Source organism: Streptomyces sp. CWNU-52B, assembly GCF_047444975.1.
Lineage (GTDB): Bacteria > Actinomycetota > Actinomycetes > Streptomycetales > Streptomycetaceae > Streptomyces.
In genome coordinates this window covers 154469-170425 of sequence record NZ_JBLFJV010000013.1, presented here as the reverse complement: position 1 = coordinate 170425, position 15957 = coordinate 154469, and the positions used below count along the sequence as shown (strand labels likewise).

Annotated in this window: 15 protein-coding genes; 6 read left to right on the top strand and 9 right to left on the bottom strand. The window is 71.6% G+C overall.

The annotated features are described in order from the left end of the window. Positions 1-45: 45 nt before the first annotated feature. The 7 genes from ACLVWQ_RS15720 to ACLVWQ_RS15690 form a co-directional block, all read right to left on the bottom strand. Positions 46-837, bottom strand: a complete 792-nt coding sequence (locus ACLVWQ_RS15720; RefSeq protein ID WP_414109295.1) for an urease accessory protein UreD — start codon at positions 835-837, stop codon at positions 46-48. Further along, complete coding sequence (gene ureG / locus ACLVWQ_RS15715) at positions 834-1517, bottom strand: urease accessory protein UreG (RefSeq protein WP_414109294.1); 684 nt, start codon at positions 1515-1517, stop codon at positions 834-836. The genes ACLVWQ_RS15720 and ureG overlap by 4 nt, the downstream gene beginning before the upstream one ends. A gap of 165 nt (positions 1518-1682) precedes the next feature. Then, entirely contained in the window at positions 1683-2384 is a 702-nt protein-coding gene (locus tag ACLVWQ_RS15710; protein ID WP_414109292.1) for an urease accessory protein UreF, read from the bottom strand. Positions 2385-2486: 102 nt separating this feature from the next. Continuing rightward, positions 2487-4208: an urease subunit alpha gene (locus tag ACLVWQ_RS15705; protein WP_414109291.1), complete on the bottom strand. Its 1722-nt coding sequence runs from the start codon at positions 4206-4208 to the stop codon at positions 2487-2489. Then, positions 4201-4512 (bottom strand): urease subunit beta, encoded by a 312-nt coding sequence (locus tag ACLVWQ_RS15700; RefSeq protein WP_414109290.1) that lies wholly within the window; start codon positions 4510-4512, stop codon positions 4201-4203. Before ACLVWQ_RS15700 ends, ACLVWQ_RS15705 begins: the two co-directional genes overlap by 8 nt. Before the next feature lie 16 nt (positions 4513-4528). Next, positions 4529-4831, bottom strand: coding sequence for an urease subunit gamma (locus ACLVWQ_RS15695; RefSeq protein ID WP_107018782.1), 303 nt, complete (start codon positions 4829-4831; stop codon positions 4529-4531). A 189-nt stretch (positions 4832-5020) separates the two neighbouring features. Next, on the bottom strand, positions 5021-5659 hold the full coding sequence (locus tag ACLVWQ_RS15690) for a TetR/AcrR family transcriptional regulator (RefSeq protein ID WP_414109289.1): 639 nt from the start codon (positions 5657-5659) through the stop codon (positions 5021-5023). Positions 5660-5805: 146 nt separating this feature from the next. Here ACLVWQ_RS15690 and ACLVWQ_RS15685 point away from each other — a divergent pair, with 146 nt between their 5' ends. Further along, a complete protein-coding gene (locus ACLVWQ_RS15685; RefSeq protein WP_414109287.1) occupies positions 5806-6897 on the top strand; it encodes an ABC transporter permease in 1092 nt (363 codons plus the stop codon). Between the two features lie 189 nt (positions 6898-7086). On the opposite strand, the gene ACLVWQ_RS15680 is transcribed toward ACLVWQ_RS15685, so the two are convergent. Further along, positions 7087-7686, bottom strand: coding sequence for a TetR/AcrR family transcriptional regulator (locus ACLVWQ_RS15680; protein WP_414109285.1), 600 nt, complete (start codon positions 7684-7686; stop codon positions 7087-7089). 98 nt (positions 7687-7784) lie between these two features. Here ACLVWQ_RS15680 and ACLVWQ_RS15675 point away from each other — a divergent pair, with 98 nt between their 5' ends. From ACLVWQ_RS15675 to ACLVWQ_RS15665, 3 genes are all read left to right on the top strand, one after another. Then, on the top strand, positions 7785-8816 hold the full coding sequence (locus ACLVWQ_RS15675) for a zinc-binding dehydrogenase (RefSeq protein WP_414109284.1): 1032 nt from the start codon (positions 7785-7787) through the stop codon (positions 8814-8816). Next, entirely contained in the window at positions 8813-9415 is a 603-nt protein-coding gene (locus ACLVWQ_RS15670) for an NADPH-dependent F420 reductase (RefSeq protein WP_414109282.1), read from the top strand. The genes ACLVWQ_RS15675 and ACLVWQ_RS15670 overlap by 4 nt, the downstream gene beginning before the upstream one ends. Before the next feature lie 62 nt (positions 9416-9477). Continuing rightward, complete coding sequence (locus ACLVWQ_RS15665; RefSeq protein WP_414109281.1) at positions 9478-10611, top strand: alkene reductase; 1134 nt, start codon at positions 9478-9480, stop codon at positions 10609-10611. Between the two features lie 118 nt (positions 10612-10729). Here the strand turns inward: ACLVWQ_RS15665 and ACLVWQ_RS15660 are convergent, their stop codons facing one another. After that, on the bottom strand, positions 10730-11008 hold the full coding sequence (locus ACLVWQ_RS15660) for a type II toxin-antitoxin system Phd/YefM family antitoxin (protein WP_414109280.1): 279 nt from the start codon (positions 11006-11008) through the stop codon (positions 10730-10732). Positions 11009-11614: 606 nt separating this feature from the next. Between ACLVWQ_RS15660 and ACLVWQ_RS15655 the strand changes: the two genes are divergently transcribed. After that, positions 11615-11998 (top strand): effector-associated constant component EACC1, encoded by a 384-nt coding sequence (locus ACLVWQ_RS15655; protein ID WP_414109279.1) that lies wholly within the window; start codon positions 11615-11617, stop codon positions 11996-11998. Between the two features lie 6 nt (positions 11999-12004). Further along, on the top strand, positions 12005-15898 hold the full coding sequence (locus ACLVWQ_RS15650; RefSeq protein ID WP_414109278.1) for a caspase, EACC1-associated type: 3894 nt from the start codon (positions 12005-12007) through the stop codon (positions 15896-15898). Positions 15899-15957: the final 59 nt, after the last annotated feature.

Sequence of the window (15957 nt, the reverse complement as noted above, 5' to 3'; positions counted from 1 at the left end):
TCCACACCACGCCTCCACACCACGTCTCCACACCACGTCTCCACGTCAGCCGAGTGGGCACAGCGCCTCAAGGGCCTCGTCGAGGGTGCGGCGCAGGTGCCGGGCGTCGGGGGCGAGGGCGGTCACCAGGACCCCGGGCCCGGCGAGCGGGGTGAGCACGGCGCGCTCCCCCAGCAGCCGCGGTGCGAGGGGCTGCCGCGCGAACTCCGGCCGTACGACGAGGAGTTGCCCGAGTGCGCGGTGCCCGCCGAGTACGGCGGGGCCGTCCCACCCGCCCGGCGCGCCCGGACCGCTGGAGAGCTCCTGGTCGAGCAGGGGGCGTCCGCCGAGCAGGACGGTGAGCCGGCTGGTGAGCCTCCCGGGCTCCTCGCCGGTCCGCCCGAGGACCTGTTCCTCGCGCAGTGTCAGCCGGGCGCCCGCGGCGAGGTGGACGCGTGTCGTCAGGTGCAGCTCGCTGCCGTTCGCGGAGATCAACTGCTCGGGAAGCCACCGCAGTTCACCGCCCTCAGCGACCGTGAGGCGTACGTCGTAGCGCGCCTCCCCCTTCGCCTGCCCCGGCAGCGCGATGGTGGCCGCGGCCGATCCGACGTGCAGGTGCGCGCCCTCGGCCACGTCGGCCGTCACCGTGAAGTGGTCTCCGCCCAACGGCCCGCTCATCGCGCCGACCAGCATGACCCTGGCCTCGGAGCCGCCGGCCCGGGTCCGCCGCAGGGCGAGCGGGCCGTCCCCTTCCAGGGTGGGGAGCGCGGTGCCGCCCCGCCCGTCCGGCCGGGCCCCGATCCGCGCGGTGGCCCGCACTCCGGCCACTCCGGCCACTCCGACCGCTTCGGCTGTCATGCCGCCCACGCGGCGAGCTGCTCCCGCACCCAGGCGACCACGTCCTTGACCCCGTCATCGGTGCGCAACGACTGGAACACCACCGGCAGTTCGCCCCGCTGCGCCTTCGCGTCGGCGGCCATCCGCCCGAGGTCCGAGCCGACATACGGGGCCAGGTCCGTCTTGTTGACCACGAGCAGGTCGGCGGTGGTGACTCCGGGGCCGCCCTTGCGCGGGATGTCGTCCCCGCCCGCCACGTCGATCACGAAGATCTGCGCGTCGACGAGCCCCTTCGAGAAGGTCGCGGTCAGGTTGTCGCCCCCGGACTCGACCAGGATCAGCTCCAGCGGCCCGACCTCGTCCTCCAGGTCCTCGACCGCTTCGAGGTTCGCGGAGATGTCGTCACGGATCGCCGTGTGCGGGCACGCCCCGGTCTCGACGGCGGTGATCCGCTCGGGCGGCAGCACGGCCTCACGCAACAGGAACTCGGCGTCCTCGCGCGTGTAGATGTCATTGGTGACGACCGCCAGCGACAACTCGTCGCGCAGCGCCCGGCACAGCGCGGCCACCGTGGCGGTCTTCCCGGATCCGACGGGCCCACCGAGCCCGACCCGCAGAGCCCGCCGCCGCCCGTCGGGCCGACGAGCATCGGCACTGACGGCCGAGGCCCCGCTGTGAGAGTGGTTGTGGTCAAGATGCACAGGAAACGACTCCTTTTGTCTACAGATCGGACTTACCGACTTGGTCAGCGCCCGTCGGCCCGTCCGGCGCTTGAGGACGAGCGCGTCCAGCGCGACGCGGGGGGCCTGGGGGCGACAGCCCCCAGAAGGGACGGGAAGGGTAGGGGCGGTGGGGGGCGAGAAACCCTACGAGGCGAACAACCGCACAGCCCAAGCGGCGTGCGCCTCCGCCCCGACCTCCAGCAGCGGAGCCGAAGCCGCAGGCAGCACACCGACCCATCCCCCACCGCTCACACCACCCACACCGTTCCCCACCGCACCCCGCGCGGCCTCGACCGCCCGCGCCGCGACCAGGTCGAGTTCGGGAGCCAGCCGCGCCAACACCCCGGTCGCGTCGAACGGATCAAGACTCAGCAGCCGCACCGTCGCACTCGCCGGCCCGCTCACACTCTCGTACACGGCGCAGTACGCGGCGTCCTCCGCGCCGAGCCCGGCGACCCGAGCCGTCAGCCCGAGGACGACCGGCTGGTGGGCCCCCTTGGGGAACTCCCGGGCCAGCGCGTCGAGTTCCGGCGAGGGCCAGGTCGCACGAGCGGCCCGCATCAGCTGCCGTCCGAGCTTGCGTGCGGCGACCCGCAGCGCTGGCGACGGCGTACGGGCGTCCGCGGCACGGTCCAGTTCCACCGGGTCGACTCCGAGTGCGGCCGCGGCGGCGAGCGAGGCCGACACCAGTCCGGTGGTGTGCAGCCGCCCCCGGCAGAACTCCGCCAGGTCCGCCGCCCCGGTGATCCGGCCGGCCTTGACCGCGGCCTCGGCCCCGCCGGAGTGGGCATGCCCTCCGGCGGGGAACCGGCCGTCGGCCAGCACAAGCAACGCAGCACGCGACATGACGAGCCCCCGAACACAGAGTCAGAGATCGAAGCCAGGGCCGAGTTCCGGTTGCCGATTGCCGACTGCCGACGACGGGCGAGGGCAACCGGAACTCGGCCGTCAGAACAGGAAGTACCGCTGGGCCATGGGCAGTTCGGCGGCAGGTGTGGCCTCCACCAGCTCCCCGTCGATCGTGACGGCGAAGCTGTCGGGATCGACCTGCACCCGCGGCCGCGCGTCGTTCTCCCGCATGTCCGCCTTGGTCACCCCGCGCGTCGACTCGATCGGGACGAACCGCTTCCCGAGCGCGAGCCGCTCCGGCAGCCCGTCCTCGATCGCGATCGGCGCCACGAAGTTGAAGGAGTTGGACGCGGGAGCCCGCCCGATCGCCCCGAACATCGGCCGCGGCAGGATCGGCTGCGGCGTGGGGATGGAGGCGTTGGCGTCGCCCATCTGCGCGTACGCGATCTGGCCGCCCTTGACGACGAGATGCGGCTTGACCCCGAAGAACGCGGGTTCCCACAGCACGAGGTCGGCGAGCTTGCCCGTCTCGACGGAGCCGATCTCGCGGGCGAGGCCCTGGGCGACGGCGGGGTTGATCGTGTATTTGGCGACATAGCGACGAACTCGGCGGTTGTCCGCCCGGCCGTCCCCCGGCAGGGCGCCCCGACGCCGTTTCATGACGTGCGCGGTCTGCCACGTACGCATGATGACCTCGCCGACGCGTCCCATCGCCTGTGCGTCGGAGGAGATGATCGAGATCGCGCCGAGGTCGTGCAGGATGTCCTCGGCGCCGATGGTGCTGGGCCGGATCCGGGACTCCGCGAAGGCGAGGTCCTCGGGCACGGCGGCGTTCAGGTGGTGGCAGACCATCAGCATGTCGAGGTGTTCCTCGGCCGTGTTGACGGTGTAGGGGCGGGTCGGGTTGGTCGAACTGGGCAGCACGTGCGGCTCGGAGACCACGGTCATGATGTCCGGCGCGTGCCCGCCTCCGGCGCCCTCCGTGTGGTACGCGTGGATGGTGCGCCCCGCGATGGCGGCGAGCGTGTCGGCCACGAACCCGGCCTCGTTGAGCGTGTCCGTGTGGATGGCGATCTGGGCGCCGGTCCGGTCCGCGACGGTGAGCGCGGCGTCGATGACGGCGGGCGTGGAGCCCCAGTCCTCGTGGAGCTTGAGGCCGAGCGCGCCGCCGCGCAGCTGGGACAGCATCGCCTCCTGGGAGACGGTGTTGCCCTTGCCGAGCAGCCCGAAGTTGACCGGGTACCCCTCCATCGCCTCCAGCATCCGGGCCAGGTGCCAGGGCCCGGGGGTGACGGTGGTGGCCTTGGACCCCTCGGCGGGGCCGGTGCCGCCGCCCACGAGGGTCGTGATGCCCGAGGCGAGCGCCTCGTCCGCGATCTGCGGGCAGATCAGATGCACATGGGCGTCGATGGCCCCGGCCGTGAGGATGCGTCCGTTGCCCGCGATGATCTCGGTCTCCGGGCCGATCACCAGGTCCGGGTGCACCCCGTCCATGGTGTCGGGGTTGCCGGCCTTGCCGATGCCGGTGATCCGGCCGTCGCGGATACCGACGTCGGCCTTGACGATCCCCCAGTGGTCGATGATCACCGCGCCCGTGACGACCGTGTCCGGGGTGCCCTCGGCGCGCGTGGCGCGGGACTGGCCCATGGACTCGCGGATGACCTTGCCGCCGCCGAACACGGCCTCGTCCCCGGCGCGTCCGGGGCCGCCGGAACGGTCCTCCTCGATCTCGACCAGCAGGTCGGTGTCGGCGAGCCGGATCCGGTCGCCGGTGGTGGGGCCGAACAGGTCGGCGTACGCACCGCGTGAGATCTCAGGCATCGAGAGAACCTCCGGTCTCGCCGCGCAGACCGGGCACGAGACGGGCACCGGCGATCGGGACGAGTTCGACGTCGACGGGGATCCCGGGCTCGAAGCGCACGGCGGTGCCCGCGGCGACGTTGAGCCGCTTGCCGTGCGCGGCGGCGCGGTCGAAGTCGAGACCGGGGTTGGCCTCGGCGAAGTGGTAGTGGGAGCCGACCTGGACGGGCCGGTCGGCCGCGTTGAGGACGGTGAGCCGGGTGACGGCGAGGCCTTCGTTGAAGGCGACGGGCCCCTCGGCGAACAGGAACTCTCCGGGAATCATGACTGCCGCTCCCCCGTCAGACGATCGGGTCGTGGACGGTGACGAGCTTGGTGCCGTCGGGGAAGGTGGCCTCGACCTGTACGTCGTGGATCATCTCGGGGATGCCCTCCATGACGTCCTCACGGGTGAGGATCTTGCGTCCGGAGGCCATGAGTTCGGCCACCGTGCGGCCGTCCCTGGCTCCTTCGAGGATGTGGGAGGTGATCAGGGCGACGGACTCGGGATGATTGAGCTTCAGTCCCCGGGCCCGGCGCTTCTCCGCCACATCGGCGGCCACATGGATGAGCAGCCTCTCCTGCTCGTGCGGCGTCAGTTGCACGGCGTCCACCTCACAGTCCTCGCTCCGGACCGTGCGGGGTCCGGTTGCCGCAGCCACCACGACGGATCCCTGCGCAGCACGCGAACGCGACTGCGGTACGCGGCCGGACCGCGCGAGCGCGCGCGACCGAGCCCCGAAAACCCCTGGTGACGTGGTGGTGCAGGCTAGTTGCGCGGGATTTCAGGGACGTTAACCGCCACGCGGAGTCTCCATACTCATCAGGGCCCGCAGACCGTCCTGCAGCACTTCCACGCTCGTGGTGCCGAAGAGCGCCTGCTGGGCGCCGAACCCCTGAGCCACGGCGATCAGGGTCCTGGCGACATGCTCGGCGGGGACGTCCGCCCGCATCAGCCCGGCCTCCTGGTAACCCTCGACGATCTTCACCCAGGCGTCCCGTACCGAACCGAAGCCCTCGCGCAGCAGCGCCGACAGCTCGCTGTCGCGCAGGGTCTCCGTCCAGACCTGCACCATCAGCCGGGCGAAGGAGTTCTCCCCGTCCCAGGTCAGGCCGTGCCTGCCCGCGCCCCCCATGCCCAGCACCTGGGTCACGACCCGGCCCACGAGCACGTCGGGCGGCGGTGGCGGGGTGTGCCGGGCGGCCTCCTCGAAGGCCTCGCGGATGTCCCCGAGGACCTCGGTGACGATGGCGGCGATCAGCTCGTCCTTGCCGCTGAAGTAGCGGTAGACGGCGCCCGCGGAGAGGTTCACCTCCTTCAGCACGTCCTGCATCGACGTGGCGTGGAACCCGTTGCGGGTGAAGCAGCGGGCCGCACCGTCGAGGATCTGCCGGCGACGGGCGTCCAGGTGTTCCTGCGATACGCGGGCCATGCGCAGAACGCTAAAACGAACATTCCTTCTTGACAAGCCCGAACCCCGGCGAGACAGTGGGGCCACGCCTAAAACGAACGATCCTTCTTTTAGAAAAACACCCCCGCCGCCGCCACCGCCGCCGCCGCCGAATCGAGGGAAGAAGCATGTCCGCCGCCTCCGCTACACCGACGCCAACACCCGCGCCCGCGCCCACACCCACGCCACCGCCCTCGGATCAGTCGCCGCCCCAGCCGTCGCCGCAGCCGTCCGCGCCGTCGCACCGCCTCCGCATCGCCGCCGTCGTCCTGCTGGTCCCGGTCCTCGCGGCCCTCGCTCTGTGGGCCTTCGCCTGGCCGGCGGCCCGTACCGCCCCTCATGACCTGCCGCTCGGTGTGGCGGGTCCGGCGGCCGCGACGGCGCAGGTCCAGAAGCAGCTCGAAGCCCACGAGGGAGCCTTCGAGATCCACCGCTACGCGGACGAGGCCGCCGCCCGGGACGCCATCGAGGACCGGACCGTATACGGAGCGGTCGTCGTCACCGGACGGGGACCCACACTGCTCACCGCTTCGGCCGCGAGCCCGGTCGTGGCGCAGTCGCTCCAGCAGGCCGTGGCCCAGCAGTCCGGCGCGGACCGGGTGAGGACCGTCGACGTGGTGCCCGCCTCGGCGGACGACCCGCGCGGCTCGGTGCTGACGTCGAGCGTGCTGCCGATGACGCTGGCCGGTATCGCCGCGGGAGCCGCGGTGACCCTGCTGGGGCTGCGCGGCCGGCGCGCGATCGCCGCGCTGACCGGCGCGGCGGTGGTGGTCGGTACGGTGGCCGCCCTGGTCTCGGACAGCTGGCTGGGCGCCTTCACCGGGAACTGGTGGTCCGAGGCGGCCGCGCTGACCCTCGCGACCCTGGCCGTGGGCGCCGCGGTCGCGGGCCTCGCGGCGCTGATCGGCACACCGGGGGTCGGACTCGGCGCGTTCATGATGATGATGCTCGGCAACCCGTTCTCCGGCGCGAGCTCCGCCCCCGAGATGCTGCCCGCGCCGGTCGGCGCCATCGGGCAGTGGCTGCCGCCGGGAGCCGGCGCCTCACTCCTGCGGTCGGTGTCCTTCTTCGACGGGGCTGCCGCGACCGGCCCGGCGATGACGCTGGCCTGGTGGTCCGTCCTGGGCTTGGGAGCGGTCCTGCTGGGCAGCGCGCTCAAGCGCCGCAAGCCGGCGACCGCGCCCGCTCGGCCCGCCCGAGAGCCGGCACCCACGAATTGACCACCAGGAGGCCGCCCGGAACCGACCGTGCACCCCCGCAGTAGCGGACGGGGGTGCACGGTCTTTCACACTCCAACACACACCCCGACACGCCGACACGCCGAGCCCGAGGTCCGCGGTCGGCAGTCAGCGCTCAGTGCTCAGTGCTCAGTGCTCAGTGCTCAGTGCTCAGTGCTCAGTGCTCAGTGCTCAGTCGAGAGCGTGGGCGCGGCAGGTCCGCAGAATCTCGTCGGACAGTTCGGGCTGGACCTCGCTCACGGCGCGGGCGAGGGCCATCGCCCCCACGAGCCGGCTCAGCAGCAGCACCGCACGGTCCCGTGCCTCCTGTGAGGCGATCTCCCCTTCGTGCTCACGGGCGAACTCCTCGGCGAAGCCCGTGAGGTACCCCTCCACACCGGTCGCGTAGGCGCTCTGGACCGTGTCGCCGTGCCGTCCCGCGTCGATGACCAGGGAGGCGGACGGGCAACCGCCGTCCGAGGCGTCACGGTGGGCGACCGAAAGGTAGTCGTCCACCACGCGCTTCAGCGGTGTGCCGGTGGGATCGGTGCCCTGCTCGACGGCCTGGTCCAAGGCGCCCAAAGAGGCTGCGAACGAGGCGCCGCACGCCTCGGTGGCCAGATCGCCCTTGGACGCGAAGTGGTTGTAGAAACCGCCGTGGGTCAGGCCCGCCTCCTTCATCAGTTCGGCGATGCCCACGGCATCGACGCCCTGCGAGCGGAACATGCGTCCTGCCGCCTCGACGATGTTCTGCCGGTTCCTGGCTTTGTCTTCCTTGGTGATCCGCGGCATGGCCGCCCTCCCGCGTCGGCAGTGTTTGACGTTTTCAATGTTACCGCTCATCATTCTTTTTAATGACGACCATCATCAAAGAGTGAGGGGAGGCGCCCATGCGCACGGTGGAGTACACCCGGCAAGGGGTGGCCGCACAGGTACTGACACTGAAGGAGGAGTCCCGCCGGCCGACTCCCGGCACCGGAGAGGTTCTGGTCCGCATGCTGGTCCGGCCCGTTCATCCGGGGGACCTGGCCGGTGTGGAGGGTCTGCCGGGGCGGCCGGAACACCTGTCGGAGGCCCGGACGCCCGGGGTGGAGGGGATGGGCGTCGTCGAGAGCGTCGGAGCGGACGTCCACGCACCGCGTCCGGGGCAGCGGGTGGCGGTCTTCCCGGTGCCGGGAACGTGGCGCGACTTCGTCGTGGTCCCGGCCGAGCTGGCGATACCGGTACCGGACGGGGTCAGCGACGAGACCGCGGCCCTGATGCTGGTCAACCCGCTGACGCTGCGCATGCTGTACGGCGCGGTGGACGACGCCCTGCGCGGGCAGCCGGGGCCCGTCCTGCAGACCGCCGCCGGCTCCTCCGTCGGCAGGCTGGTCGGCGCGGCCGCGGTCCGGCACGGCCTGGAACTGATCAACCTCGTGCGCAGCGCCTCCGGCGCCGAGAGGACACGGACGCTGTACCCCTCCCAGCCCGTGGTCGCGACCTGCGACGACGACTGGCGGGAGCAGGTCCGGCGGCATGCCGGCGAGCGGGGCGTTCAGGTGGTCCTCGACAGCGTCGGCGGTGCCATGACCCAGGACCTCGCCGAACTGCTCGCCGACGGCGGCACCCTGATCTCCTACGGCCGGCTGGGTTCCGGCACCACACCGCTGGAGGCGCTGCCCCTCATCGCGCGGGCGCTGACGGTGCGGGGTGTGTCGGTACTGCGCTGGCTGAGCCGCACCCCCGAGGAGCGGGCCGACGACGTCGCCTTCGCCCAGGACCTGGCGCGGAACACACCGGACCTGCTCGAAGTCGCGGCCGGCTACGACCTCGCCGACTTCGGGGCGGCCGTCGAGCACGCCCGCCGACCGGCCAAGAGCGGAACCGTCCTGCTCACCACACCGCGTGCGGCCGGCTCGGGACACGGGGCCGCCCGATGAGGATCGGAACGCTCGGAGCCGGAACGATCGCCCAAGCCGTCGCCCGGCACGCGATCCGGCACGGCCACGAGGTCGTGCTCAGCAACAGCCGAGGGCCCGCCTCCCTGGCCCCGCTGGTCGAGGACCTCGGCACGCTCGCGACAGCCGCGACCCCCGCGGAGGCCGCCGCCGCGGACCTCGTCGTGCTCGCGGTCCGCTGGCCGCAGATCCCGGACGCCGTCGCCGGGCTCCCCCGCCTGGACGGGACCGTCGTCATCGACGCCACCAACCAGTTCGCCTCCCCTCCCCCGAATCCGAGGATCGCCGACCTGGGCGACCTCACCGGAAGCGAATACGTGGCCTCCCTGCTTCCCGGCGCGCGCGTGGTCAAGGCGTTCAACACCCTCTTCGCACAGTTCATCGCACCCGATCCCCGCCACGAGGCGGGGCGGCAGGTGCTGTTCCTCGCCGGCGACGACGCCGACGCCAAGCACACCGTGCAGGACCTGACCTCCGAGTTCGGCTTCGCCCCCGTCGACCTCGGGACGCTGCGCGACGGAGGACGCCTCATGCAGCTCGGCGGGCCCCTGTCCGCCCTCCACGCCCTCAAGCAGGACTGATCCCACCGGCCTGCCCGCGCTCCCCATGTCGAGGAGCGTCCTCCACCACGAAAGAGATCTTCATGTCCGACCAGACATCGGCACCCGGCACCCAGCCCCTCCTGCGGCCCGTCCGACTGGGCGCGCTCGAACTGCCGAACCGCGTCGTCATGGCCCCCATGACGCGCTCCCGGGCCGCCAACGAGGAACTGACCCCCACCGCCCTGCACGCCACCTACTACGCGCAGCGCGCCGGCGCCGGTCTGATCATCAGCGAGGGGACCTGGGTCAGCACGGACGCGATCGGCTTCATCAACGTCCCCGGCATCTACACGGACGCCCAGACCGCCGGCTGGGCCCAGGTCACCGAAGCCGTGCACTCCGCGGGCGGGAGGATCGTCTCGCAACTCGGCCACGCGGGCGCCGCCTCCCATCCGGATCACCACGGCGGCAGGCTCCCCGCCGGCCCTTCGGCGGTCAATCCCCAGGAGATGACCTTCACCCCCGGCGGACCGAAGGACTCCCTCACGCCACGCGCCCTGAGCGCCGCGGAGATCGCCGCCACGATCAGCGCCTACCGGCAGGCGGCCGGCAACGCCCTGCGCGCCGGATTCGACGGCCTGGAGATCCACGCGCAGGTGTCCCATCTCGTGGCCCAGTTCCTCAACCCCCGCCTCAACCGGCGCACCGACGCCTACGGCGGCAGCGGTGAGAAGCGGGCCCAGTTCCTCCTCGACATCGTGGACGCCGTCAGCGGCGTGTGGGGCAGCGACCGCGTCGGCATCAAACTGTCCCCCTACTGGAACGGGCCCGCCTTCACCGCGGACGCCGAGCTGCTCGCCGACTACGACCAGCTCCTCAAGCGCCTCAGCGACAGCGACCTGGCCTACCTCCACCTCCTCGGCCCGGATCCCACCACGAACGGCGATCCCGGCACGGGCACCGACGACACCCTCACCGCGTTCACCCGCTACCGCGCGCACTACCGCGGGGCCGTCGTCGCCAACCTCGGCTTCACCCAGGCGAGCGGCAACGAACTGCTCGAACGGCAGCTGGCCGACGCGGTTTCCTTCGGCGCCCCCTTCATCGCCAACCCCGACCTCGTCGAGCGGTTCGCCCACGGCCACCCTCTCGCCGTCGGCGACCGCGACACGTACTTCGCGGGTGACGTGGCGGGATACACGGACTACCCCGCGGTGACCGGCTCCGGCTCGTAAGTCTCGCCAAGCCCCCAAGGGCTGCCCCGAAGCCTCATGACGGTCCGCCGACCCGGAGTCGGCGGACCGTTCTCGTGCCGGATGTGAGGCCGTGCGGGCCGCTGCGAAGGGCGCGAGGCTAAGAAATCCCTGGCCCCCGGTGCTCGGCCGCGATCCCGAACCGCTGCCGTTCGCGAGGAGCGGACGCGACCTCGCGGACCCCGGAGACCGAGCTGATCACCTGCTCGTCCCCCACCGCGTCGAGTTTCTCCAGTCGCTCCAGGTCAGCGGCGGACACCAGGGCGACGAGGGGCTTTCCGTGCCGCGTCACCACGACGCGCTCGGCGCCGTACACCACGCGGTTGATCAGGTCGGCGAGCTCAGCCCTGGCTTGCGTCACCGGAATCTCGTAGGCCATGCCCTCTAGCTTACGGGGCGTCCGTGGAGTCCATCAGTTCCACTGGGCGCACGGAAAGACCAGGTCAGATGCTTCTCGGCTGCTGCCTCTCCTACAGTCCGTGAGAAGTGAGTGAGAGACGGCAGCGGTCTGTCACGACAGCGTCTTCCCCCCTTGCCGGTGAGGATGAGCTCACTGCCACGCCGACCTCGCAAACTCCGATCCGGTCTCCGCGGTTGGGGCGTTCCGGGCTCGCGAGCCCGGACGACGCAGATACCAGCGGATGAGTTCACGTACGGCCTCAGTTGAGCTCGCCGACGCGTGGACCGGACGCGTGCCCCTCTTCCTCGACCGGAAGTGGCAGGGCAGGGGAGAGTCCGCCCGGAGCCCCTGAATCGTCGCCGAGGTGGCGAGCCGCAGGGCGGTCGCCAGCACGGTGAACGCTGGGGGAATCCGTATCAGCGGAACTGCGCATGGCCCGAGACACGCACGCTCCGGCCATCGTCGACCGGTTTCACGCCAACGAGCCGGACAGCAAACCCTCGTGGGCGTGCCACGTGAGTGCCGGGCATTAGTCTCGTTCGCCCGGCAGGCAGCCGGTGAATCCAGGGGGAGCACGAGACCGCCATGCCCGAAAACCACACCGGATATCTGATCGCAGTAGTCGACGACGATCCGCTGCGCGCCCGTAAGGACGCGCGCGAACTGCTCGCCGCGTTCAGCGAGGTGGACCCCGGGGCCAGGCTCGATCTTCCCGCGCCCGGGAGTGCGATGGGGGTCGGTGACAAAGGTGGGCCGTCCGCCGAGACCATCGGGCTGCTGCTGAGCGCCGGCTCGTTCGTCGTCGCGCTGTTGCAGACATGGCTGGCGCGGGTCCCGCAGCGCACCATCGTGGTCAAGCGGCCCGACGGGGCGACCCTGCGCATCACCGGCAAGGAGGCCCGCGAGGACGACACCCTGGTCGAGCAGTTCCTCACGGACGACGGCGACGACGGCACGACGGCGGGCTGAGCATCGATGACCGACAACGACCGGCACGCTCTGCTCGTCGGCGTCTCCACGTACGACAGCGAGACGTACGCCGAACTCCCGGCCGTACGCGCCGACCTGCACTACATGCGGGCTGTGCTGGAGAACACCGAGATCGGCATGTACAACGAGTGCGCGGTGGCCGCCGAGCCGACGCGGGCGGAGATGCTGCACGCCGTGGAGACGTTCCTCGAAGCACGGCAGCCCAGTGAGACTGCGCTGCTCTACTTCAGCGGGCATGGCGAATACTGCGAGCAGGACGGTCAGTTGTACTTCCTGACCCGGGACACCGACCCCGCCGACCTGCCGGGCACGGCAGTCCCCGCGGACTTTCTGGAGCGGATGCTGCAGTCCTGCCGGGCCGCCTCCAAGCTGGTCCTGCTCGACTGCTGTTCCAGCGGGTCCGTCGTCCAGGGCTGGACCGCCAAGGGCCCGTCGGGCGTACCGGCCGAGCCCGCGGCGAGCACCTTGCTGCGACCGACCGGCGTGTACTTCATCACCGCTTCCGACGCCCTCCAGGCGGCCTCCGCGATGGCACCGGCCGGGTCGGACCTCGGCACCTCCCGGTTCACAGGCGAGATCGTCGAGGGACTGCGCAACGGCCGGATCAAGGAGGGCGGCTGGATCACCCCGGACGACCTCTTCGAGTACCTGACCGCCCAGATGGCCCGCGACGGCGTACCGGAGGAACAGCGGCCCACCAAGTCCACGATCAGGGCCACCCGGAGCCTGCCCTTCGCCCGGTCGGTGGCACGACCGGTGCGGCTCACCGCGCTCCCCCACGACGCCTCCGGGGCCGTCCGGCTCTCCCCCGCGATGCTGAAGGCCCGAGGGCTGGCCGAGGCGGACGAGCAGGACGGTGTCGACCGCCGGAGTCTGCTGCGGTACTACGCCGACTGCCTCACAGCGCAGGCGGCGGCCGGAATGCGGCCGGACCGGGACAGTGGCCGGAACAAGAAGTACTTCCTGCTGGCCCAGGGCGAGGAGACCATCCAGTCGGGGCGCGGACCGCACATCGTGGCGCCCGGAGCGCTGCCCCGGCCGCAGAAGGGGGACGGTGGTTCGGACACCGAGGCGAGTTCACGGCAGGAGTACTGGTACGGCTATCCGGCGATCACCCTGCCCGCGAGGGACGGCGGTCGAGGGCGGCGCGCGGCGCTGGAACTGGCGCCGTTGCTCATCCAGCAGCTGGAACTGGCGCCGGACGAGGAGGGCCGGGACGTGCTCCAGCCCAGCGGCGTGCCGTCCCTGCACAGCGGGGTCGTCTCGGAACTCCTGGACGCCGGCGACGCGGCCGACCTGGTCGCGCGCTGGCAAACCGCCTGGCAGGAGGGCAACGACGCCCAGATGCTGCGCGCCGTGCGGGAGTTGCTGGACGAGCTGGGACTGTCGGAGCTGGAACCTCTGGACCCGTCCGCGCTGAGTGATCGCACGGTGATGCAGGCGCTGCGGCCGGGCGCGCACAACGCGGCTGTGCTGCTGGTGCCTTCGGAGGCGGAGGCCACGGCCACCCAGGCCCTGGTGGACAACTTGCTCCAGATCTCGACGCGTACCGCGCAGATTGCCGGCACCGCCCTGGACGCGCTGCTGAACGGCGGGGCCCCGCAGATGCCCGCCGTCGCGGCGGGCCAGGTGACGCCGGTCGCCCCGGGGCCGTGCAACGAGAGCCAGGAACTGGTGATCTCCTCGGCGATGACCCAGCCGCTGACCGTGGCGACCGGGCCGCCCGGCACAGGGAAGAGCGAGGTCGTCACGGCGGTCGTCACCACCTGTGTCGCCGCGGGCCAGTCGGTGCTGGTCGCCTCCACGAACAACGAGGCCGTGAATGTCGTCGCCCAGCGCTGCGACGACATCGCCCCCGGGCTGCTGATGCGAACGGGCAACAAGGATGCGCTGGAGCGGGAGGCAGCCAAACTGGAACGGCTGCTCGCCGCACCGGCCGGGGCCTCGCGTCGTGGATCGGCCACCGTGGGCGGCGAGATGCGCAACACCCGGGGATCGGCCGACCGACTGCGGGAACAGGCAGCACAGCGTGTCCACGAGGAAGGACAGTTGCTGGAACTGCTCCGCGACCGGGAGGAGCGGGCCACGGTTCTGGAGCTGCCTCTGTCTCTGCTCGAAGAGGCTTGGGAGGCGGACACGGACGGCGTGGCAGCGCTGGGCCGGTGGGCGGAGCGGGCGCGAAGGACAGCCGGAGCCCGCTGGTGGCAGCTGGCGGCATGGCGGCGCGGGCGGGCGCTCACCGCTCTGGTCACGGCGGGGACGGAGCGTACGGACGGTGCCGGACCGGCATGGCCGCAGTGGGCGACGGCACGCCCCGTGTCGCCTGAACTCCTTGAACTGCTGGCCGGAATCGTGTCTGTGGAGCGGGAGATACGGGAACTCGTCCACCGGCATGGGGAATGGGACGAAGACAGGCTCAGGCGATCCCGGCTCGCGACGGCGGAAACGCTGTCCGGGCTGTCGGCGGAACTGTCGCGTGCGCTGTCGTCCGAAGCGCTGAACCGAGCCACCGGGCTCATGAACCAACGGCTCCAGGCGCTCCGCCGCCGCTCCGGCTACCAGCGCAGCCAGAGGAACCTGATGACACACATCAAGGGATGGGCCGTCAGCACCCACTCGGTGCGACAACTGGAGCTCGCCCCGAAGCTGTTCGATCTCGTGGTCATCGACGAGGCCAGCCAGTGTTCCGTCCCGTCGGTACTGCCGCTGCTGTTCCGGGCCCGCCGGGCCCTGATCATCGGTGACCCGATGCAGCTCGGCCACATCCCCGGCGTGTCACCACAGCAAGAGCGTCAAGCACGGGTACGGGCCGGGCTGAGCGCCGCACAGTTGGAGCACCGTCGCCTCACCTACCACCTGCATTCCTCGTACCACGCGGCCGAGCAGCACGGCGACAGCGCGCTGCTCCTCGACGAGCACTACCGCTGCCACCCGCGGATCGCGGACGTCGTCAACGGCCACTGCTACGGCGGCCGGTTGCGGGTGCTGACCGACGTGCGGCGGCAGGTGCCGGCGCACGACCCGGTGGGAACGGCCGACCCGGCTCCGGTGCTCGGCTGGGTCGACGTACCGTCGGGGGAATCTGCGCGCGGCGGCGACGGCCAGTCCTGGCGCAACGCGGAGGAGGCGAAGGCCGTCCGGCTCGTGGTCGACGAACTGCTGGCGGCACTCCCGCCGACGGCGACGGTGGGAGTGGTCACACCGTTCCGGGCGCAGAAGGAGACACTGGCACAGATGTGGCGGGACGACGACCGGGTCCGGGTCGGCACCGTCCACACCTTCCAGGGCGGACAGCGTGACGTGATGGTGCTCAGCCCGGTGGCGGCGCACAACACACCGCCCCGGACCACGCACTGGGTCGCAAGCCAGGTCAACCTGTGGAACGTGGCGATCACCCGGGCCAAGTCACAGCTGATCACGGTGGGAGGTCACGCCTTCTGGCAGGACCGGAGCGGTCTGCCCGCCCTCCTCGCCGCGCGTTCGGCACCCCTGGGAACGGGCGACGACCGAACGACGGCCAGGACCGGCACGCCCGAGCCGGGGACCGAGGCCCGCCATGACCTCGCCGATCGCCTGCAGCAGTACTTGGCCGAACGGGGCGTCACCGATCTGGAACGGGCCGTTCTGGTGGGCGGCCACCCGGTGGACCTCCTGTTCACCGACGCCGGCGAGAACACAGCGGTGCTGATCGACGTCGGCCCGAGCCCCGATGCGGACCCCGCGCGACACCTTCGCCTGACCCACGCACGAGGCGACCTGCTCACCCAACTGCCCTCCGGGGGCCGCGGAGCCAAATCCTGCCCCGTGAGCCGAACGGTACGCGTGCCCGCCTGGCGGATCGTCGCGGGCGAAACCGCACTGGCACCGCTGTTCGACTGAGGCCGGCCAAGGCGGCCCGGCCTCACGGCAGGCCGGGCGGCCCGCCCAGCTGCCGAGCG